This is a genomic window from Absiella sp. AM09-50 (genome assembly GCF_003433845.1).
GTDB lineage: Bacteria > Bacillota_I > Bacilli_A > Erysipelotrichales > Erysipelotrichaceae > Hoskinsella > Hoskinsella hominis.
This window is the reverse complement of record NZ_QVFI01000022.1, coordinates 13,941-36,843: the sequence shown is the minus strand read 5'-3', so window position 1 is coordinate 36,843 and position 22,903 is coordinate 13,941. Positions and strand designations below refer to the sequence as shown.

The window sequence follows — 22,903 nt, the reverse complement described above, 5'->3', positions numbered from 1 at the left end:
TATGTAAGTGCCCGTAGCTCAATTGGATAGAGTATTTGATTCCGATTCAAAAGGTTGCAGGTTCAAGTCCTGTCGGGTACGCCAGTAAATAAAAAAAACACTTATTTTAAAGAGATCGTTTTCTCAAATAAAATGAGTGTTTTCTTTTATGAAAAATGAGCACTTAAAATCAAATTAGCAAAACACCTATTTTCATTAGCAAAAATAAGGGCGAAAAAGTTCGACTCACATTAAAAAAGCAATCAGCGATAAAACTGATTGACTATAAAATAGATAGAGCAAAGCCTTAAAAGGTATGAGTTTATCACTTCAAAATCTATTTTTTGAAAACTCAAGAAAACGCCCTATTTATCGACAAAATTGGCGTCCTCGAATGGACTCGAACCATCACTCTACTGCTTAGGAGGCAGTTGCATTATCCTTTGTGCTACGAGGACATATATTCAATTTTAAAAGAGATTTGCTAATCAATTGGGCTTAGCTGAGCTTCCCCTTAGGAGGATTCCGTGATATCCATTTCACCAAGAGGGCAAGTTAATTGCGACTTCGCACACGCATTAAACATTATACCATAATGATTTCAATTTTAAAGGCTTTCATTCAAAAAAATCCAAGAAATTAAAGTACTTTCATAGTATTGCCAGGATAAAGAAAATTAATCATATAACGGTATAATTTCAACATTTTCCTGAATTAAGGTATAATAAGAGAAAACGGAGGGTGTATATGAAAAATGAAACGATGGAACAATTGAAAGCAAGATTAAATTCCTCATCTATGTATCTACAAAGCAACGATATGCACGTTGTAGAAGTAAAAGAAAGATATGCAAAGGTAGAAATGATTATTGATGAACAAATTTTAAATGTACATGGCTTTGTACATGGCGGTGCATTATATTCTTTAGCTGATACAGCAGCTGGCGCCGCAAGTTTTGCGACTGGAAGAGATAGCGTTACCTTGTCAGGAACGATAAATTATATCAAGCCTGGAAAAGGTGGAAAACTTATTGGAATTGCTCAGGAGATTAGTGCAGGAAGAACTACAGGAGTTTATGAAGTGTTTATTTTCAACGATGCAGAAGTACTTTTATCAAGAGCAACATTTACCATGTTTTTCTTAGATAATGATCGATATCAAAAGAATAAATAAATTCGCATATTTTTTCTAAATATAAAAATTATAAGATATAATGAAAGCAATATGTGAAAGAGGCGAAGTTATGAGCATGAAACAATATCATCTAATGGATCTTAAAACGTTAGAAGACTTTTCTCCAGATGGATTTCTATGTATTTATATCGGAAAACAATGGGATATTGCTTGGATTAGTACCATATTGCAGGATATTATGCAACATGGAAATGTCAAAGAAATTGATATTTTTGCGATGGCAACATTGAGAAAAGCTTGTGAAACACAGATGAAAGAAGTGTATCTATTCGATACATGGTTTCATATATCCCATAAAAAGATTCAACTTGAAAACAAAGAAGTTATGCTGATATACTTACGCAATATCAATGATCTGATGGAAACAAAACTTGCTTCTCAGGTGAATAAACTCCGCACAGAAGGAATCCCTTGTGGACTGTTTTGTATCAGAATGCAAAATGGTGCATTTGAATTATTATATACGAACAGTTATATATACCAGTTTTTAGGGTATAAAAAAGAAGAGTTACAACTACAGGATATTATTGAAGAAAAAATAGTCGATCGTGAGGATCTCATTAGAATAAAAAAAGAAATCACAAATTATATCCAGCAGGAAAGCATCTTGTTTGAAGTAGAATATCGTGTGAAACGAAAAGATGGAAAAGTACGCTGGATGTCAGCACGTATTGTGCCAGATACAATAGAACACCAATATGTTGCTGTTGCATTTGACAGTACAAAAATGAAACAGATGATGCATGATCTTCGTATTAGTGAAGAAGAAAAGAAAATTGCATTAGAACAAGGAAATATAGTCATACTTCGATATGATGTGAAAAATAAAGTTTTATATTATACAAATGATGGAAAGAAAACCACAGAACCAAAGAAGATGATGGAAAATATCCCACAATCCGCAATTGAACAACATTTGATAAAAGAAGAAACACAAAAAGAATATTTAGGTTTTTTCTCAAGTATGCTGGAAGGGAAACCAAAAGGTGAGGCTGTATTTTTAAGAAGAAATTCCACCTCTCAGAAATATATCTGGATCAAAGGCAAATTTACCATGATTTACAATGAAAAATCAGAGCCAACCACCGCAATCATCTCTTATCAGGATTATTCGGAGGCCTATGAGCGAGAACTTGCTTATGAACGATGGAAACAAGATTTTGAGCGAAGAAAAAAGGATAGTATTGCATATTATGAATATGATCTGACACACGATGTTTTTGAAAAGCTGGAAGGTGCATTAAATGATGAACTGCCAAAAAATGCAAGAAATTCGTTCACTTACATTGCGCATTATGCAGCAGAACATTTTGTATCACCAAAAGATCGTAAAAAATATTTGAAGGTATTCTCCCGGGAATATCTGCTTGATCAATATCAAAAAGGCAGACATCACTTCACTTTACAGCATCGTCGTATAGACAGTCAGGGCAATGAATTTTGGGCTTATGGAGAAATACAGCTTGTATGGGATCCTTATGCTTCCCTTGTTCGTGCAAGTGTCTTATTGCATGATATCGATAATGAGAAAAAAGATAAGATACGTATGAAACGTTTATCAGAAACAGATGCATTAACTGGGTTATATAATCGCTCAACCTTATTTCATCGCATAGAATCCACATTACAACATAGTGGAAAACACGTGCTGCATGTTCTGGTATTGATAGATTTAGATAATTTTAAATTATTAAATGATACCTATGGACATCAATACGGAGATGATGTTTTAATCAATGTCGCAAAAAGTATGCGTAGCGCTTGTCGAAGTGAAGATTATTGTGGCAGAATCGGTGGAGATGAATTTGTGATATTCTTACGTAATTTATCTTGTGACTATGATATACTGCCAAGAATTGAAGCAATCCGTTTAGCCATTTTAAATTGTATGGATGATCGTGAAATCGTCGCAAGTTTTGGTGTGGCATGTTATCCAAATGACAGCCATAATGTAGATGAATTATACCGTCATAGTGATGAAGCGATGTATCGTGCAAAGCGAAGTCAGAAACATAAGATTCAGTTTTATAAAAAAATTTAAAACACTTATTGACGAGTAAAATAAAAAATGATAAAGTGTAAGCAGTTATACGACTGACGGAAGTGGAATTGACCACATGAAGTATAATGTAAAAGAGCCGACCGTCTGGGCATAGAGTCTGGATTGGTATAGGCTCTTTTCTTGTGCTTATCCGTACATGGATTATAAATGGTTTTAATTGCACAGGACGATAACATTCGCTATACTTAACATGTGAACAGGAGGTAAGGATTATGAGCAATGAACGCAAAGAATGGGAAGGATTCAGCGGAAGAATCTGGAAAGAAGAAGTAAATGTCCGCGATTTTATTCAAAACAACTACAAGCCTTATGATGGGGATGAAAGCTTTTTAGCGCAACCTACAGAAGCTACAAACAAATTATGGGATGCATTACAGAAGCTTCAAAAAGAAGAACGTGCAAAAGGCGGCGTTCTGGATATGGAAACAGAAGTTGTTTCTTCATTAACTTCATATGGTCCTGGATATATTGATGAAGCATTGAAGGATTTAGAAAAGGTTGTTGGTATTCAGACAGATAAACCTTTAAAACGTGCCTTCATGCCTTATGGTGGTATCAAAATGAGTGAAGAAGCTTGTACTACATATGGTTATGAACCAAGCGAAAAACTACATGAAATCTTCCACGATTACCACAAAACTCACAATGATGCAGTATTTGACTGTTATACACCAGAAATGCGTTTAGCACGTCGTAATAAAATCGTAACAGGTTTGCCTGATACATATGGCCGTGGACGTATTGTTGGTGATTATCGCCGTGTTGCTTTATATGGTATCGATTATTTAATTGAAATGAAAGAAGCTGATAAAGCAAACTGTGGCTGTGGTACTATGACAGATGATATCATTCGCCAGCGTGAAGAATTAGCTGAACAGATCAAAGCATTAAAAGGAATGAAAAAAATGGCGGAAAGTTATGGCTATGATATTTCAGGTCCTGCGAAAAATGCAAAAGAAGCTGTACAATGGTTATACTTCGGATATTTGGCGGCTATTAAAACACAGAATGGTGCGGCAATGTCTGTTGGACGTGTTTCCACATTCCTTGATATCTATATTGAAAGAGATTTAGAAAACGGTACATTGACAGAAGTAGAAGCACAGGAATTAATTGACCACATGACAATGAAATTCCGTATGGTAAAATTTGCACGTATCCCTTCTTATAACCAGTTATTCTCAGGTGATCCTGTATGGGCAACACTTGATTTGGCAGGATTAGGAATGGATGGACGTCACATGGTCACAAAATCTGATTATCGTTTCTTACACACATTAGAAAATATGGGACCTGCGCCAGAACCAAACTTAACAGTATTATATTCTAGTCACTTACCAGAAAACTTTAAGAAATATTCTGCACGTATCTCTATTGATACAAGTTCTGTACAGTACGAAAACGATGATGTTATGCGCCCTGTATGGGGTGATGATTATGCAGTTTGCTGTTGTGTAAGTGCAACACAGACGGGTAAAGAAATGCAGTTCTTTGGTGCTCGTGCAAACTTAGCAAAATGTTTATTATATGCTATCAATGGTGGTATCGATGAAAAAACCAAAACACAGGTTGGTCCTGAAATGAGAGGTATCACTTCTGAGTACCTAGATTATGATGAAGTTATGCATAAATATGATATCATGATGGAATGGTTAGCAGATCTTTATGTAAATATATTAAATCTGATTCAGTACATGCATGATAAATATTACTATGAAGCAAGCCAGATGGCATTGATCGATACAAATGTACGTAGAACATTCGCAACTGGTATTGCTGGTTTCTCTCATGTAGTAGATTCATTGAGTGCTATCAAATATGCTAAAGTAAAAACTATCCGTGATGAAGATGGATTGGTTGTCGATTATGAAATCGAAGGAGATTTCCCTCGTTATGGAAACGATGATGATCGTGCGGATGATATCGCAGTATGGTTGTTGAAAACATTCATGGGCAAGATTGAAAAACGTCACACATATCGTAATTCTGAACCAACAACATCTATCTTAACAATCACAAGTAATGTTGTTTATGGTAAAGCTACTGGAGCACTTCCTGATGGACGTAAAGCTGGAGAACCATTGTCACCAGGTGCAAATCCTGCATATGGTGCAGAAACAAACGGTTTATTAGCTTCATTGAACTCTGTGGCAAAATTACCTTATGAATATGCATTAGATGGTATTTCTAATACACAGACGATCAATCCAGGTGCACTTGGACATGACGAAGCAGAACGAGTAAATAATTTAGTACATGTATTAGATGGCTACTTTGATCAGGGCGCTCACCACTTGAACGTTAATGTTTTCGGTATCGAAAAATTAAAAGATGCAATGGAACACCCTGAAAAAGAAGAATATGCGAACTTCACAATTCGTGTTTCTGGATATGCTGTAAAATTCATTGACTTAACTCGTGAACAACAGTTAGATGTTATTTCTAGAACTTGCCACGAAAGTCTATAGAAATAAAGAAAGGTCTGTTTACGCAGGCCTTTTCATTTAAGGAGGTTATACTATGTCACCAGTAAAAGGAAGTATTCATTCAGTTGAAACCTTTGGTTCTGTGGATGGACCAGGTGTACGTTTTGTGATATTTTTAAAAGGCTGTGCAATGCGTTGTAAATATTGCCATAATCCAGATACATGGGAGATGACAACGGCTGATACAAGCAGTGAAGAATTGTTGAAAAAAGCATTGCGATATCGTAGTTACTGGGGTGAAAAAGGTGGCATCACAGTGAGTGGTGGAGAACCTTTGCTTCAGATAGATTTTGTGATTGATTTATTTACCAGAGCGAAAAAACTAGGTATTCATACAGCCATTGATACTAGTGGAAATCCATTTACCAGAGAAGAACCTTTCTTTTCTAAATTCCAGCAGTTGATGGAAGTCACAGATTTATTGCTGGTGGATATCAAACATATAGATGATGCATGCCATCTTGCTTTGACGAAACAGCATAATACAAATATTCTGGATATGTTGAAATATCTGGATGAAATACAGAAGCCAGTGTGGATTCGTCATGTATTGGTGCCAGGAATCAATGATCAGGAAATTTACCTGATGAATTTATCTAAATTTATTCAACAGCTGCATAATGTAAAACGTGTAGAAATCCTGCCATATCATACTTTAGGAGTTTATAAATGGAAAGAGTTAGGAATTCCATATGAGTTAGAAGGTGTGGAATCTCCAGATCAGGCTTCCATTGAGAAGGCACGCAAGATATTACAATGTGATCAATATCAGGATTATTAGTATAGGCAAACAGGGATTTTATCATCGCTTTTAAGATAAAGTCCCTGTTTTATGTAAAAATCAAAGAAAATCCTTTGAATTTTTGTAAATATTTTAAAATAAAACAGGAAAAATGCCCATTATAAACAGATTTGTGATATGATAATCATAAGATAAAAGGGGTGTTTTTTAATGTCTGCAAGAGTAAGTGATTATGTAAAGGCGATACAGAAAATGAAACTGGAAGCTGGCAATCAGAATAAAACTGAACTGATTATTCGTGCCGGGGACCTGCACAGCCAGGTCAATAAGGGAACTCCTACACTGGTTACATGCTGTATGGCAATGAAGAAAATGATGCTGGAAGATGACGAATTTCTGAAAAATCCAGAAAACAAGAGTGGCGCAAGTGCAAATTTAACCATCAAATATCAGCTTCATGATCTGGAACATCGTCTACCTTTATTAAGACCAAAACAACGTGGTCGTAAAAAGGGCGTACAAATGAAAAAGAAAGAAGAAGCAAAAAGCAGTGTTCAGATAACATTGGAAGAATGGCTGGCTAAGATACCATTGAGCTTCACAGAAAATAAGGGAACCTTTGATGTACAAGGAACTTATGGAATCTGGAAAATCAAAGTCGCAGTGCCAAGAGGCAGAAGGCCATTTGATTTAGATGATGTTGTCTATTCTTTATTGAAATATGCAGATGAGAAAACGGATAAGTATTCTGTCTGTATGAATGACAGTAAAGAAAATCGTAGACAGTGGGAACATATTTCTCCTGTTTTACGTAAAAAAATGAATATTACCGCAATCTTTGTGAAAAACGGAAACGTAGAAGAGTACTAAAATTTACAGACGTAACGGTTTTTACTCAAATGTGGGTAAATAAAAAGATGGAATAATGATTGTATTAATCAATCAAAATATTCCATTTTTTTTCATCAATTTATCATTTTCTATAAATGCTGATTCATCCAGTTTGTGATTTCTTCCAAGCGTTTGATACGATGTTTTGGTTTACCTCCACGACTTAATTCGTGATTTTCTCCTTTAAACATACATAAACGGGTATCAATGCCATGCATACATAAAGCACTATACATCTGTAATCCTTCACTATATGGGCAACGATAATCCTCATTGCTGTGGATAAACAGGGTTGGTGTCTTACAACTGTCCACATAACGCAAAGGAGAATGCCACCAAAGTTTTTCATGATTTTGCCAGATATCGCCAGATTGCTGATCCTTCGTAAATTCCTCACCAATATCGGAGGTTGTCATAAAACTGATCCAGTTGGCAATAGAACGTTGAGAAGCTGCAGCCGCAAATCGATTGGTATGAGTAATGATCCAATTGGTCATAAATCCACCATAACTTCCTCCGGTTACTCCTAATCTGGCAATATCAATACAAGGATACTTTTCTAAAACAGTATCTGTAAACTTCATCAGATCATCATAATCGATGGTGCCATACTTTCCACGGATATCCGCAAATGCATTGCCTCTACCATCTCCACCTCTTGGGTTTGCGAAGAAAACAACATATCCCATATTTGCCCATACCTGCATTTCATGATAATAGACCTGCCCATAAACCGTTTTCGGTCCACCATGTATATCCAGAATTGCCGGATAATAGGAATGTGGATTAAAATCATGAGGTGTTAATACCCAGCCATAAATGGTTTCTTCTCCCTGTGTGATTGTGACAGGCTCTGGCATGCGAATATCTTTAGATTGATAGAAATCATCATGAAAGCCAGTTAATCTTGTGGAAGAATGATCTTTGAAACAATAAGCATATAATTCCTGTAAACGCATATCATGCATTGCAATATAATAAATAGTACCATTGACTATAGTAAAATCATCAATGCTGCCTTCTTTTTCAATCACTGTAGAAAGGTTGCCTGATTTATCTAAGCGATACAGAATAGAAGAATTTAAGATCGTTGCGATAAAGTAACAAGCATCCTCATAAACCATCACAGAGCGTGTCTTTCCAAAGCGACAATCACTTCCCACAGTATTGCCAATAGCTTCATCAAAATCATATAATTTAGAAACTTCCCATGTTTCCTGATGCATTAAGTAAAACTTAGGATTTTCATTGATTCCATATCTTTCCTGTTTACTAGCGGCAAACAATATATCATTGCCCCAGTTCTCCAAATGCATGATACTATAAGTTTCTGTGTTGATACATGTGGATAAACTATCTTTTTTGATATCATACATAAACAGACCATTTTTCATTGGCTGAACCTGCGCATAGGATACACCAGTAAAATAGATCTTTGTTTTATCATCATTGATGATAAAGGTATCCATTTGGAAAAGGGGAAGACTGATTCGTTTTAATTTACCGCTTGTTTCTTCAAACAAAAACAAGGAACGACGTGTTTTATTCGTATAACCAGCACCATTAAAATAAAATGGTAATTCATCCAGTACTTCATAATCCAGCATTTCCATTTTTTCTCTTACGCGTTTTTTCTTTATCTCTTCCGTTTCAAATGGCATACTAGAATAACGCAGATCAAAATTTACACAAAGAGCAAACACATGTGTACTTACCATTTTGATATCCAAAACTGTTAAAGGAATTTCAAATGCTTTGACTGCTTCACCACCACGTGTATCTAAACGATAGAATACAGTTTTTTCTTCACCATTTTCTACTGCTTTTTGATCTTGTGGATCTCGCATATTCGCAAATAACAGGGTATGCTCATCTTCCCATAGATATAAGCTTTCCTTTCCACTTTGTGTCAGTGTTACGTCTTGGTCGTTTTTCCACATGTGCAGTTTTTGATCATAAGAATTATCTTTTTCATTACATCTGGACACAACATAAGCGATATCTTTTCCATTATCTTGAAGGTTTGACAGATAGGAAAAATCTAAAAAATCTTTTAATTGAATTGTTTCTTTCATAAGGTCACCTCAGTTTCTTAATTTCATGATACCGCAGCAGAAAGAAAAAAGCCAGTCATATCTCTAACAACTGGCTTATAATCGTATACGGCAATTACCTTTTTTACACATAAAGGCGACATAATCACGCTCCATAATACGGCTGGATAAACGGTTTTTCTGTTTTTCATTACGGATATTGTACATATAAACAGGTAAACGATCAATTTCATTACCCTGATCATCATAAATCGGACAAATGATTTTATCATATTCATTGTCCATATGTAACTCCCCAAGATATCCTTCCAATTCATCCAGTTCATCAAATATCTGATCATCATCCACTTCCATGATCTCCCCGGCAATCATATCATCACCTTCAATCAAAGCAGGATAAATCACACCTTTGATTTCATGCAGACTACCTTTCACATAGGCAAGCTCGCTTTGTATAATCTTGTCTTTTAAATATTTTTCATAATTGTACATATCTGTTCTAAGCGTCCCATACACAAATATTCTTTTCACGATGACTCACTCCTTATATCGTCAATATCATAGCATGGTTTATGAAATAAGCACAGGAAGTTGCCTGAAAACAAATGATTATTTGTCTAGAAAAGATACTTCTATCGTATAATTATCCTTTAATTCCGGAATCATTTCCAGAAATTTCCTAATCGCAGACTGTGCTTTTGTTGCAGCTTCACTTAAGAAACCATTTTCAATCGCTTCCTCTTCTACCTTATCTTTTTGTTGTGTGGCAAATGTTGTGTAGTCTTTGATACTGATTGGATTAAAGATATTTTTGGTTTCATCATATACTTCAATACTTTTTTCATCTATCACATTAGAGAAGATGGCAACTTCAGGAATCTTTACAGAAATAGTATGATCCTTTACATTGACTTCGGCTTTACTCATATCTACACCAGCAGATAATTTACCGGAATATGTCAATAAAAAGCTTTTTGTTGTTAAAGGGATATCCCAGCCATTCAGCTGTAAAGAATTTTCAAATTTACCTACTTTTGTATAATTGTATTCCATTGTCACAAGATCATTTACTTCCTGTAACTGTTGTGTTAATGCTGTTGATGTAATAGTTGGCTCACCACTTTTTCCACCAAAATGCATGCCGGCAAAAAAGATCAGGGCACAGACAATCAAAATGGCTACAATTCCACCAATGGCTTTTTTTGTTTTTCCCAATGTATCTAATATTTTCATGAGCTACCTCCAGAATTTGTTTTTATTATAGCATAAAAAAGCCTGTAAACAGCCTGATTTTAGAATATTGTAAGATTTCTTCATGTTTTATTTGCGGATAATCTTTCTTAACAAAAAAATCCTTTTTACCTCTTACAAAGGAAGTGATATACTTAATGTATAAGAAAGGAGTTATGAAAATGGAGAGCCAGCGATTGTATCAACAATTTCGTCGAACAGTGGAAAAATCTGCGTGGATTCTAATATTGTTAATCTTCATCATAGAAGTAATTGTGGCTGTTTTGATGATAAATGAACAACTTCTGGATGTAAATCAAACGCCATTAGAATATAGTCTTTCCTATGTTGTTTTACCAACACTTATCAATATGGAATGTGCAGCAGTTTATCATTATATTGAATTTAAAACAACATTCTCAGAAAGTAAAAAAAATTATTTTTTGATTCTTGTGTTTAATACATTTTGTTTAAGTACATCACTTGTACATAATGCGTTGCCATTAATCAGTTTAAGCTTTATTTTACCAATATTTTTAAGTGCTATATTTGGAAACAAAAGGATGACAGATCGTTCTTTCTGGTTATCTTTTATATCTTATATCATTACATCTTCTGTGGGAATCTATTATACTAAACAGCTAACCACAATGGTCTATTTAAACTATACCGCAGGCGCTATATTGGTGTGTGCAGGTTATTTAATCGCAAAAAATACGATTATTTATCAAAAGAAAAATCATGATGTGTTGATTTCCTTCAATGAACGTCAAAAAATTATGATTGAAGAATTGAAAAAGGATTCCTTAACACAGCTGTATAATCATCAAACATTTTATAATGAATTAAATGAACAGATTCAAAAAACACGATTAAATCATCAGCCACTGGTGCTTGCGATTATTGATATTGACGATTTCAAACGTGTAAATGATACGTTTGGACATGTGAAAGGCGATAAAGTTTTACTTGAGTTAAGCAATCTGATGAAAGCATATAAACAAGATAATATGATGCTAGCAAGATATGGCGGAGAAGAGTTTTGTATATTATTTGAAAATACACAATTACATGATGCGTATAGTTTTATGGAAAAAATGCGTTTAGATTTTTCACATATTGAATTTGCGGAAATGCCATCCACACGTATTACTTTTAGCGTAGGTCTTGTGGAATTGACATCCAATGCAGATAATGCGGTATCACTTGTGGAAAAGGCTGATTTGGCAATGTATCAGTCAAAGAAAGAGGGCAAAAATAAAATAACAGTATATCAGAAGAACAGTGCTTAAGGATAACATAAAGTGAAAAATTAGATAGACTTTCATTAAACAATGGCGTATCATAGTATCAGACTATTGGGAATAGGAATGAAAAAGAGGTAAAAGATATGGATGTTTTTCGTAAGAATCGTATCAATACGATCGTTCAAATGACCTTATGGCTGATTATGGGACTGGTATTGTTTATCACAAATCATGCGACAGGCAGAGTATACTGTACGGTTTTAGGGATTGTATTGATTGTGCAGGGATTTCCCCAGCTGATATTTTTTATACTTGAAAGAAAAAGATATTTATATAGCTTCATGATGCTTGTTTTTGGTTTCTTTACATGTATTTTTGGTGTGTTGGAAATCAAAACAATCGAAGAAGCAGAACTATGGCTTCCTTTGATTGTATCCTGTATGACATTAATTCATGGCTTTAAAGAAATATTGATGGTTTTTTATATCCATCGGCAGAACAACCCTTTCTGGCGATATTTTCTGAATTTAGCTATTGTGACCATTGCATTTGCAATCATTATGATTATTTACACCATGATGAGCCGTGGAAATGATTTACGACTCATTGGAAGTGTGATGATCATAGATTCCATGATAGAAGGATGTATCTGGTACATTGGAGAAAAGAAAGCTGATTAGATTACTAAGCATTGTCGAATAGACAATGCTTTTTTTTGTGCAAAATAGGATAATGCTTTTGATGAAACAGGTTAATGCAAAAAAGGATAATCTTACTTATAATTAGGATAGAAAAGATGAAAAAGAGGTGTTACCATATGAATGTATTATTAGTATGCAGTGGTGGTGTCAGTGCATCAATTTTTATGAAAAAGTTAAAACAGATGGCTGAAGAAAAAAAGATAAAGTTTCAATTGAAGGCATGCAGTTTATCAAGTGTAACCAATACAGATATTCTCTTGTTGAGTCCACAGGTTGCCTATGCGAAAAGACAATTACAAGTATATGTAGAAGATGAGGCACATTTGATTCAAATCAATAATTTTGATTACGCATCACTTAATACAAACAATGTCTTAAATGAAATCATGAATATCTACACAAAAGATATGGGGTGTAAATGATGAAAAAAGAAATACTAAAGAAATTATACGCACACACAGAAGAAGAAACTGATATTTTGAATGGAAGGAATACTGTAGATCAAAATATTTATACGGATGATAAAAACTTTGTAATCGATCGAGATAAATTTCTATTACCAGAACAAATGATCAGTGTTAGAAAACATACACGTTTTATTGATTTTCCTCTACATAAACATAATTATATTGAATTGCAATATGTCTATAAAGGTAATTTAACACAGGTGATTGATGGAAAAGAAATCACAATGAAAGAGGGGGAATTGATGATGCTAAATCAAGTCATCTCTCATGAAATAAAAGCAGCAGGGGAAGATGATATCATTATCAATTTTATTGTGAAACCAGAATTCTTTCAGTATATCTTTTCTTTGGCAGATATTGACAATGTTATTTTTAATTTTATTATGAGTACCATCTATTCCAATTCTACTAAAGGCGAGTACTTGTATTATAAAGTATCAGATAAGGGTTCTATCAAAGCAAATATGGAAAAAATCATCATGGAATTATATGAACCAAATATTACAAGCAGTATTTCCATAAAACTATTAGTTGGATTGTTGTTGGTTAACCTCATTAAACATAGTGATGATATCGAAGTATATTCTGCAGATAATTATGAAAAGAAATTAAGCCTGGATATCTTAAAGTATATTGATGAACATTATGAAGAGGGTAGTCTTGCGGCAATCAGTGAACAATTGAACCAGCCAGATTACAAGATCTGTAGAATAGTAAAAAAATATACTGGTGTTACGTTTAAACAACTGGTACAGGAAACAAGATTAAATAAAGCTGCTGATTTATTAATGCGAACAAGTTTGGCGGTTACGGATATTATGCAGGCGGTTGGATATGAAAATATCACGTATTTCTATAAGATTTTCAAAGAGAAATATACAATGACACCACATGAGTATCGTAAAATGATTGAACAAGAGCATTATCAAACAAACTAGGTTAATCTACTTTGCAAGAAACGATAAAATAAAATAAGAATATGCAAAATAAGATAAAACTTATGTCAAATAGCGATATTATGAAAGTCCTTACAGCTTGTTATACTATAAATGTCAACAAGGTACCGCTGACATAAACATATGAAAGAAAAGAGGAGAAATTTTATGGCAAAGAAACAGGATTATACACAGCTTGCAAAAGAAGTGGTGGAAGCAGTTGGTGGAAAAGAAAATATCATAAGTGTTACTAATTGTATGACACGTTTACGTTTTGTGTTAAAGGATGACAACATTCCTTCAGAAGAACAAGTCAAAGCAATTAAAGGTGTCAAAGGTGTGATGAATAAAGGTGGTCAATATCAGGTGATCATTGGAACACATGTTTGTGAAGTAATTAAAGATGTAAAAATGGTTGCTGGTTTAGGTGATGAAGCACCGGTAAAAACTGATGATGGTAAAAAAGATACCTTGTTTAATAGATTCTTTAAGACAATTAGTGGATGCATTATGCCAATGATTGGGCCAATGATTGCAGGAGGTATTTTAAAGGGTATTTTGACGATTTTTGTGACAGTTGGGATGTTAACAAAAGACAGTGGTACATATCAATTACTCTATGCGGCAGCAGATGCATTATTATATTTCATGCCGATCGTTGTAGGATTCAGTGCTGGTAAAGTGTTTGGCTGTAATCCATATGTAACAGCAACAATCGGAGCTGCTTTGGTATATCCAAGCTTAGTTACAGCAGTATCAGGTGAAACAGCTTTAACGTTTCTAGGTCTACCTATTACAGCAGCAACATATTCTAATACATTATTCCCAATACTGTTGGCTTCTTATGTTGCCAGTCTGATTGAAAAAGGCGCAAAAAGGATTATACCACAAATGATTCAGTTGATGATCGTTCCTTTAATTGTATTAGCAATCACTGTACCATTGAGTTGGTTGGCTATTGGTCCTGTAATGAATATGGTATCTGAAGTATTAAGTTCAACTGTATTAGGTATCTTCAATTTCAGTCCATTGCTAGGTGGTATTTTGTTTGGGGCATTCTGGCAGTTGATGGTATTACTAGGATTACATGCAGCATTTGTTCCTGTATTAATCAATAATATTGTTACATTAGGCGCTGATCCAATCAACGCAGTATTAGGACTTACTGTTTGGGCACTTGCAGGTGTATCTTTAGGATATGCTTTAAAAGTAAAGGATGCAGAAAAGCGTGCTGTTGGTTTCAGTGGTATGGCATCATGTCTGTGTGGTGTAACTGAACCAACTATTTATACCATTGCATTACCTCAAATCAAATGTTTTGCGGCAGCATGGATCGGTGGAGGAATCTCTGGTGGTATACTTGCGGCATTAGGCGCTAAAATGTATTCCATGGGTGGAGATGGTTTATTCCGTATACCATCTATGATCAATCCAGCTGGTATGGATATTAGTTTCTATGGATTTATTGCTTGTGCACTTGTAGCATTTGGTGTTGCGGCAGCTCTATCATACATCTTAGCTGATCCAAATAAATAAAATAACAAGCAGCCATCTGAATAAGATGGCTTCCATGCGATATATAAGGAGGTCTGATTTATGGAAAATTATTATCAAAAAGTTATGAATGGTACTTATCAAAATCACGTATTGCCTTTTCTTTGGCAAAAAGGAGAATCAAAAGAAATTATAGAAGAGTATTTAATCAAAATGAAAGAAAGTGACATACATGAAGTCTGTTTAGAATCACGCCCACATCCTGAATTCTGTGAAGAAGGTTGGTGGAATGATTTAGCTTTCATCATTGAAAAATGCAAAGAATTGGATATGAAAATCTGGTTATTGGACGATAGTCACTTTCCAACAGGTTATGCCAATGGATGGATTAAAGAAAAGTATCCCCAATATCGAAAGACAGTATTAACACATCGTATATTTGATATAATCGGACCCCAGAAGCAGGCCTCTATATATCTAAAAAATATGTTTGATCCTACAGAAATATTTTATGATGCTGTATGGATACAAGATAATGAAGTAAAACATCTCTCCTATACAAAAGATGAAGATACGATTTACTTTGATGCTCCAAAAGGACATTCACAAATCTGTGTGATCTTCACAAGCAGACAAAGCGGTTTTCGTGATGAATATATCAATATGGTAGATAAAAATTCTTGTAATGTGTTAATTCAAGCTGTATATGAACCACATTATGAGCATTTTAAAGAAGAATTCGGTAAAACGATATTAGGCTTTTTCAGTGATGAACCAGGCTTTATGAATGAAAAGGGAATTAATGCAGATAGTATCATAGGAAAAGAAAATATGGTACTGCCATGGTCTAAAGAATTAGAAAGAAGATTGAAAGATGCTTTTAAAGAAGATTATATAACATTGCTTCCTCTTTTATGGATGGAACATAAAGATGCAGCGTGTGTACGTCATACCTATATGGATATCGCCACAACCCTGTACAAAGAATGCTTTGATGAAAATTTAGGAACATGGTGCAGAGAACATGGTGTGATGCACATTGGCCATGTTATTGAAGATAAAGATTCTCATGCTCGTTTGGGTGTAGGTGCTGGACATTATTTTCGTGCTTTAGCTGGACAGGATATGGCTGGTGTAGATATTGTGATTAATCAGCTTGTACCAGGAATGGATGAAGGCTATCATAGCTATGGAAGAGGAAAATGGGATATTGAATTTTTCAATTATGTACTTGCCAAACTTGGAAGTTCTTTAGCTCATATTGATCCTGTCAAAAAAGGAAGATGCATGGCTGAAGTATTTGGTGCTTTTGGATGGCATGAAGGCTTAAAAGAAATGAAATGGATTGCAGATCATTTTCTAGTACGAGGTGTAAATTACTTTGTGCCACATGCTTTTTCACAAGCAGAATTTCCAGATATAGATTGTCCACCACACTTCTATGCACATGGATATAATCCACAATTTCGCTTTTTTGGTTCTCTTATGCGTTATCTAAATCAAATGGGAAGCTTATTAAGCGAGGGAACCACACATCCTACTGCTGCTATCTTATATCACGCAGATGGAGAATGGTGTGGAAATTATATGCCAATCCAAAAGGTTGCGAAAGAATTAAGCAGACATCAGATAGATTTTGATTTTGTGCCTGTGGATATCTTTACAGACAAAACACGCTATCATACAGTGTTAGATGAAGTTGGACTGCATGTAAATGGGATAACCTATGCGTGTTTCATTATGCCTTATCAAGAATACATAGGAAAGGCTTTAAATGAGTTCCTTAACCAAACAAAAAATTATCAATATCCTGTATATGTCATTGCTCAGTTGCCGGCATATATGTATGATTGTAAAGAGCCGGTAATGGAATTGAACCATATACATGTTGTAAAACTGGATGAGTTATGTGAAAAACTTCATAAAGAAAATCTGTATGATATAAAAACTGAAACATATGAACCATGGCTTCGCTTTTATCATTATACAAAAAACGGAGAAGAATATTATATGTTTGTGAACGAGCATCCAAAACTTAATATTCAGACAAAAATACCAGGATTAAAAGGACGTCAGATTGATTTTTATACCAATGAAAGCAAGGCATTCGATGAAACCTTATCTTTACCTTCCTATGGATCTATCATCATTGTGGAAGGACAATCAGATAAAACATATATGGATAAACATTCCTACAAGGTATTGGATGGTACATGGAAAATCAGTTATGCTTCCAGTAAACAGTATCCAATATTCACAGATGAAAAAGAAATTACTGAATTTAGGGATGTATCAAAAACATTGTATCCATATAAATGTGGAACATTCCGATATGAGAAGGATTTTATCTGTGAGGAAGAATTAGATGATGCCTTGTTGTATATTGAAGATGCTTATGAAACTGTACAGGTATTCTTAGATCAAAAGGATTTAGGATATCGCATTACGCCACCTTATCAATTTCCAATTGAGGCACTTTCAGAAGGTATACATCATTTAGCAATCGAAGTCACAAATACATTAGATAAGGAAATTCATGATATGTTTTCACTAACAGAAACACAAGAGCCAAGTGGTATTATAGGTACTGTAGAGATAAGAAAATAAAGATGATTATTTTATCATCTTTATTTTCATTATCTGCCTTAAGTTAATTATTTGCTTGTATTTAATAACTTTTCTAATAATGCTACAGACTTTTTTCTATCTAATTGTTTTGCCCTATCCAAGGCAGTTTGATTCTTTTTGTTTTTTAAATTAAGATTGATTCCTTCATCAGCAAGATATTGAATACCTATTGTGTTATCACATTCTACAAATAGATGTAATGGTGGATATTCAGAATTTTCACATACCATATCACAACCAAGATTTTTTATGTAATTAAATATACTGATATCTTTATTCCTTCTTGCTATAGGAAAACCTTTTCTTTTAACTTCGCTAACAAATTGATGATAATGATGCTCATAGATATGATGTACTATATCTGGCGAAGTATCGAATGCTATTTCTAAAGGAGTCGATATTAAAGATTTTTTATTAAGATCTGCTCCTTTTTCACATATTGCTTTAAAAGCAATCAGATTATCGTTTTCTGCACATAAGCCAAGGGGTGTTCCATGACATTCATATTTCATATTTAGTTGCTTGTTAGAGGCTTTGTCTAATAATTTTAAAATTTTACTGGTGTCATTTAAATAACAAGCATATACCAATGATTGCTTTAAAATATCTCTTTTCTTTTTTTCAATTTCTTTATCATAATACATTAAATTGTATTCCTTTGATATAATAAGCTTACAAGTTTGATGATAATGTAGTGGCAATTTATCCATCTCGATATATTTTGAATCCACCAATATTTGGGTGTGATATTTATAAATATGTAGCCCAGATCTTTTTAATGATGAAAAATAAGGCATAAATGATTCACATAAATCATTAGATAAAGCTTTAGATAAATGAAACGTTTTATAATTTATTTCAAATAAAACAGGGATAGTACTATCAAAAGCCAAGATTATTAAGATATATTCTTTTATATTTTCAGGCAATGCTAGAACAAAATCATCTTCCCAATGATTTTTTGAAATTGTTTCCTTTTTCTGATTTTTTAACATTGTGAATAAACGCATGAATATCATCTCTTTCTTTTATTAAATTTACTATATGATAATTTTCTGACTATTGTCAATATACTAAACCTTTATTACTTATCTGAATTTTGTGTAAACAATGTATTTTTTTTAAAATGCATTTTAAACTTTTACTATTTTAGAGTACTTTTTAAATTACACTTTAAACTTTTACTATTTTAGAGCACTTTTTAAATTACATTTTAAACTTTTGTAATTTTTATAGATATTATAAACGCAAATTAGGATAAACAAATTAACAAGTACCGTTATTCATTTGATGGTACTTTTCTTTTATACTGAATGTAGGATTGAGGTGAAGAATATGCAATATTATTTGGGCATTGATATAGGCGCAAGTAGTGGCAGACATATGCTTGGACATATGGAAAACAACAAGATTGTGTTAGAAGAAATCTATCGGTTTGAAAATAAAATATGTAGGATACATGAAAAGGATTGCTGGGACATTGATTATTTATTCAATGAAGTAGTAAAAGGAATCAAAGAATGTGTGAGAATAGGAAAGGTACCAGTTTCTTTGTCTATTGATACCTGGGCATGTGATTTTGTATTGGTAGATGATAAAGGCAATCGTTTGTGTGATTGTGTCAGTTATCGTGATGATTGGGTAGAAGGTATGATGGAAGAAGCTTTCACAAAAATGGATAAAAGAACTCTTTATGAAAAAACAGGCATCCAATTTCAGAAATTCAATACATTATATCAATTAATGGCATTACAGAAAGAAAATCCAAATATCTTAAAAAAAGCGAAACACTTTTTGATGGTACCTGATTATTTGGTTTATCGTTTAACAAGCGTATTTACCAATGAATATACCAATGCATCGACAACACAAATGGTTAATGTACATACACAGACATGGGATAAGGAAATATTACATACATTTCATTTACCAAGTGATATCTTCCATGAGTTTATGAAACCTGGACAGGTTATTGGTGGATTATGTGAAGATATACAAAAAGAAGTTGGTTGTAATATGAATGTGATTGCCTGTGCAACACATGATACTGCAAGTGCATATAGTGTGGTAAAAAGGCGTAATGAGGCGATTTTATCAAGTGGAACATGGAGCCTTCTTGGAACTATTTTAGATAAACCAATGACTTGTGTACAAGCAATGGAACTTAATTTCACCAATGAAGGTGCATATGATGGATGCTATCGTTTTTTGAAAAATATTATGGGATTATGGATGATTCAGGAAGTACGCCATTGTCTAAATGATGAATATACATTTCAGGAATTGGTTGATTTGGCAAAAGCCAGTGATTGTGAACCATCTATTATTAACGTGAATGATACTTGTTTTCTGCATCCTGAAAATATGATAAAGGCAATACAAAACTATTGTGAGAAGCATCATGAGAATATTCCAAAAACGCCTGGTGAAATCGCGAAGTGTGTGTATCATTCTTTAGCTGTTTCCTATCGTGAGGCATTAGAAGAACTATCTTCTTTATGTGGAAAAAAGTTTGATACAATTCATATTGTTGGTGGCGGATGTAAGAATACCTTGTTAAATGAATTGATTGAAGAATATACAAAAACAACCGTAATCACAGGCCCGGATGAGGCAAGTGTATTAGGAAATATCATGATACAAATGGGAGGAAAATAAAATGAATGAAGCTTATGAAAGAGCAAAACAAACATATGCATCTTATGGTGTAGATGTAGAAAAAGCATTAAAAATATTAGAAAATATAAAAATTAGTATGCATTGTTGGCAAGGAGATGATGTACATGGATTCGATCAGAGTGGACCACTTAGTGGAGGGATTGCGACAACTGGTAATTATCCTGGAAGAGCAACTACTTCTGAAGAATTAATGCAGGATATGGAGATGGCATTATCTTTGATACCAGGCAAACACAAAATTAATTTACACGCCAGTTATGCGATTTTTGAAGATGGAGAGATAGTGGATCGGGATGCAATCAAACCAAAACATTTCCAAAAGTGGGTGGATTTTGCGAAGAAACATCAATTAGGTATTGATTTTAATCCAACCTTGTTTTCTCATCCAAAAGCAGAAAAAGCCACATTGTCATCTATAGATGAAGATATTAGAAAATTCTGGATACAGCACTGTCAGGTATGTATTCGTATATCTGAGTATTTTGCACAAGAAACAGGACAGCCATGTGTGATGAATATCTGGATTCCGGATGGTTTAAAAGATATACCTGCAGATCGTTTAGGACCAAGAAAACGTTTTAAAGATTCCCTAGATGAAATACTTTCCATCCCTTATGATCATGAACTTGTGTATGTAACACTTGAATCAAAAGTATTTGGCATAGGCATGGAATCCTATACAGTGGGATCATCAGAATTCTGTATCAATTATGTAAATGAAAAACATTTAACACCACTCATGGATAATGGACATTATCATCCTATGGAATATGTTTCTGATAAAATAAGTGCAATGCTGCTTTTCCATGAACATCTTGCTTTGCATGTGACACGCCCTGTGCGCTGGGATAGTGATCATGTTGTTTTATTAGATGATGAAACAAAAGAAATTGCTAAAGAAATTATAAGAAATGGAGCACTAGATCGTGTATTTATTGCTTTAGATTATTTTGACGCTAGCATTAATCGTATAGCAGCGTGGGTAATTGGTATGCAAAATATGCAGAAAGCATTGCTTCAGGCTTTACTGATGCCACATGATTTGATGAAGAAAATGCAGGATAAAGAAGATTTTACTGGATTGATGGTATTACAGGAACAAATGAAGAGCATGCCATTCTATGATATTTGGCAGCAGTTTTTAAATACATATGATATGGATGAATGCTGGTATGAAGAAGTACAGGCTTATGAAAAAAACGTATTAAGAAAGCGAGGAGTATAACATGAATGTAATGGATACAGATTTTTTTAAGAAATATATAGATATGGCAGATGATGGAGATCGAATGGGATGGCATGAAAGAAATGGTGGGAATTTTACTTATTGGATCAAGCAAGAAGAAATAGAAAGTATCAGGGATGAATTATCAAAAGAAGGAAAATGGATGCCAATTGGTACTTGTGTAAAAGATTTAGCAAAGGAATATTTTTTGATTTCGGGTACAGGCAAATATTTTCACAATATGAAAAAAGATCCCATGCATACGGTAGGAATTATTGAGATTGATGAAACAGGAGAACAGTATCGTATTTGTTGGGGATTATTAGATGGTGGAAAACCAACCAGTGAGATGCCAACGCATTTAATGAATCTGGAAGTAAGAAAAAACATGACAAACAGTGAAGAACGTGTAATCTATCATGCACATTGCCCGAATTTGATTGCGCTAACGTTTTTATTGCCTTTAAAGGATGAGGTATTCACAAGAGAATTATGGGAAATGATGACAGAATGCCCTGTGATTTTTCCAGAAGGTGTTGGCGTTGTGAAATGGATGGTACCAGGTGGAAAAGATATTGCAGTTGCGACAAGTAAAAAAATGGAAAACTATCGTGCAGTGATCTGGGCACATCATGGGTTGTTTTGTAGTGGAATAGATTTTGACAGTACCTTTGGATTAATGCATACAATTGAAAAAAGCGCAGAGATTTATATCAAAGTACATAGCGTACAAACAAAAAAAGCACAAAGCATTACACCAGATGATTTTCGTCAATTGGCAAAAGAATTTCATGTGACATTAAATGAACGTTTCCTTTATGAAAAATAGCTTGTATGAAAGTTTCATCCTTTTGTAAAAACAAAAATGATTTGTTATGTTACAATAAAA

General features: G+C 33.9%; 18 protein-coding genes, 2 tRNA genes and 1 riboswitch. Of the genes, 15 read left to right on the top strand and 5 right to left on the bottom strand.

The genetic code is table 11. From position 1 onward, the window contains the following. The first annotated feature begins 7 nt into the window (after nucleotides 1–7). Nucleotides 8–84 (top strand) — tRNA-Arg (locus tag DW114_RS15850). 277 nt (nucleotides 85–361) lie between these two features. Here DW114_RS15850 and DW114_RS15845 read toward each other — a convergent pair. Then, nucleotides 362–437 (bottom strand) — tRNA-Arg (locus DW114_RS15845). 289 nt (nucleotides 438–726) lie between these two features. Between DW114_RS15845 and DW114_RS15840 the strand changes: the two genes are divergently transcribed. From DW114_RS15840 to DW114_RS15820, 5 genes are all read left to right on the top strand, one after another. Continuing rightward, nucleotides 727–1,152, top strand: a complete 426-nt coding sequence (locus DW114_RS15840) for a PaaI family thioesterase (protein WP_117454720.1) — start codon at nucleotides 727–729, stop codon at nucleotides 1,150–1,152. A 70-nt stretch (nucleotides 1,153–1,222) separates the two neighbouring features. Beyond that, entirely contained in the window at nucleotides 1,223–3,214 is a 1,992-nt protein-coding gene (locus tag DW114_RS15835; protein ID WP_158552308.1) for a sensor domain-containing diguanylate cyclase, read from the top strand. Between the two features lie 39 nt (nucleotides 3,215–3,253). After that, a riboswitch (ZMP/ZTP riboswitch) is annotated at nucleotides 3,254–3,332 on the top strand. Between the two features lie 115 nt (nucleotides 3,333–3,447). Next, nucleotides 3,448–5,703, top strand: coding sequence for a formate C-acetyltransferase (gene pflB, locus DW114_RS15830; RefSeq protein WP_117454718.1), 2,256 nt, complete (start codon nucleotides 3,448–3,450; stop codon nucleotides 5,701–5,703). Between the two features lie 52 nt (nucleotides 5,704–5,755). Then, nucleotides 5,756–6,502 carry a pyruvate formate-lyase-activating protein gene (gene pflA / locus DW114_RS15825; RefSeq protein WP_117454717.1) on the top strand — a complete coding sequence of 249 codons (747 nt, stop codon included), beginning with the start codon at nucleotides 5,756–5,758 and terminating at the stop codon, nucleotides 6,500–6,502. Nucleotides 6,503–6,673: 171 nt separating this feature from the next. Next, nucleotides 6,674–7,333 (top strand): hypothetical protein, encoded by a 660-nt coding sequence (locus DW114_RS15820; RefSeq protein WP_117454716.1) that lies wholly within the window; start codon nucleotides 6,674–6,676, stop codon nucleotides 7,331–7,333. A 110-nt stretch (nucleotides 7,334–7,443) separates the two neighbouring features. On the opposite strand, the gene DW114_RS15815 is transcribed toward DW114_RS15820, so the two are convergent. The 3 genes from DW114_RS15815 to DW114_RS15805 all read right to left on the bottom strand — a co-directional run bounded on the left by DW114_RS15815 (nucleotide 7,444) and on the right by DW114_RS15805 (nucleotide 10,641). Next, on the bottom strand, nucleotides 7,444–9,429 hold the full coding sequence (locus DW114_RS15815) for an alpha/beta hydrolase family protein (RefSeq protein WP_117454715.1): 1,986 nt from the start codon (nucleotides 9,427–9,429) through the stop codon (nucleotides 7,444–7,446). A gap of 75 nt (nucleotides 9,430–9,504) precedes the next feature. After that, nucleotides 9,505–9,939: a gamma-glutamylcyclotransferase family protein gene (locus DW114_RS15810; protein WP_117454714.1), complete on the bottom strand. Its 435-nt coding sequence runs from the start codon at nucleotides 9,937–9,939 to the stop codon at nucleotides 9,505–9,507. Nucleotides 9,940–10,017: 78 nt separating this feature from the next. Further along, nucleotides 10,018–10,641: a DUF4230 domain-containing protein gene (locus DW114_RS15805; protein ID WP_117454713.1), complete on the bottom strand. Its 624-nt coding sequence runs from the start codon at nucleotides 10,639–10,641 to the stop codon at nucleotides 10,018–10,020. A 155-nt stretch (nucleotides 10,642–10,796) separates the two neighbouring features. Between DW114_RS15805 and DW114_RS15800 the strand changes: the two genes are divergently transcribed. From DW114_RS15800 to DW114_RS15775, 6 genes are all read left to right on the top strand, one after another. After that, a complete protein-coding gene (locus tag DW114_RS15800; RefSeq protein WP_117454712.1) occupies nucleotides 10,797–11,930 on the top strand; it encodes a GGDEF domain-containing protein in 1,134 nt (377 codons plus the stop codon). Nucleotides 11,931–12,028: 98 nt separating this feature from the next. Then, nucleotides 12,029–12,565 carry a DUF308 domain-containing protein gene (locus DW114_RS15795; RefSeq protein ID WP_117454711.1) on the top strand — a complete coding sequence of 179 codons (537 nt, stop codon included), beginning with the start codon at nucleotides 12,029–12,031 and terminating at the stop codon, nucleotides 12,563–12,565. A gap of 137 nt (nucleotides 12,566–12,702) precedes the next feature. Next, entirely contained in the window at nucleotides 12,703–13,008 is a 306-nt protein-coding gene (locus DW114_RS15790) for a PTS sugar transporter subunit IIB (protein ID WP_158552307.1), read from the top strand. Continuing rightward, entirely contained in the window at nucleotides 13,008–13,991 is a 984-nt protein-coding gene (locus DW114_RS15785) for an AraC family transcriptional regulator (protein ID WP_117454734.1), read from the top strand. Before DW114_RS15790 ends, DW114_RS15785 begins: the two co-directional genes overlap by 1 nt. A 165-nt stretch (nucleotides 13,992–14,156) precedes the next feature. After that, a complete protein-coding gene (locus DW114_RS15780; protein ID WP_117454709.1) occupies nucleotides 14,157–15,524 on the top strand; it encodes a PTS transporter subunit EIIC in 1,368 nt (455 codons plus the stop codon). A gap of 60 nt (nucleotides 15,525–15,584) precedes the next feature. Next, a complete protein-coding gene (locus tag DW114_RS15775; RefSeq protein WP_117454708.1) occupies nucleotides 15,585–18,089 on the top strand; it encodes a glycoside hydrolase family 2 in 2,505 nt (834 codons plus the stop codon). A gap of 47 nt (nucleotides 18,090–18,136) precedes the next feature. Here DW114_RS15775 and DW114_RS15770 read toward each other — a convergent pair whose 3' ends face one another. Beyond that, a complete protein-coding gene (locus tag DW114_RS15770; RefSeq protein ID WP_117454707.1) occupies nucleotides 18,137–19,120 on the bottom strand; it encodes an ankyrin repeat domain-containing protein in 984 nt (327 codons plus the stop codon). Nucleotides 19,121–19,445: 325 nt separating this feature from the next. On the opposite strand from DW114_RS15770, the gene rhaB reads away from it, so the two are divergent. From rhaB to rhaD, 3 genes are read left to right on the top strand one after another with little or no spacing between them, the layout of a single operon-like run. Beyond that, nucleotides 19,446–20,768, top strand: coding sequence for a rhamnulokinase (rhaB, locus tag DW114_RS15765; RefSeq protein WP_117454706.1), 1,323 nt, complete (start codon nucleotides 19,446–19,448; stop codon nucleotides 20,766–20,768). Between the two features lies 1 nt (nucleotide 20,769). Then, nucleotides 20,770–22,014, top strand: a complete 1,245-nt coding sequence (locus DW114_RS15760; RefSeq protein WP_117454705.1) for an L-rhamnose isomerase — start codon at nucleotides 20,770–20,772, stop codon at nucleotides 22,012–22,014. 1 nt (nucleotide 22,015) lies between these two features. Next, complete coding sequence (gene rhaD, locus DW114_RS15755) at nucleotides 22,016–22,843, top strand: rhamnulose-1-phosphate aldolase (protein ID WP_117454704.1); 828 nt, start codon at nucleotides 22,016–22,018, stop codon at nucleotides 22,841–22,843. The last annotated feature ends 60 nt before the right edge of the window (nucleotides 22,844–22,903 follow it).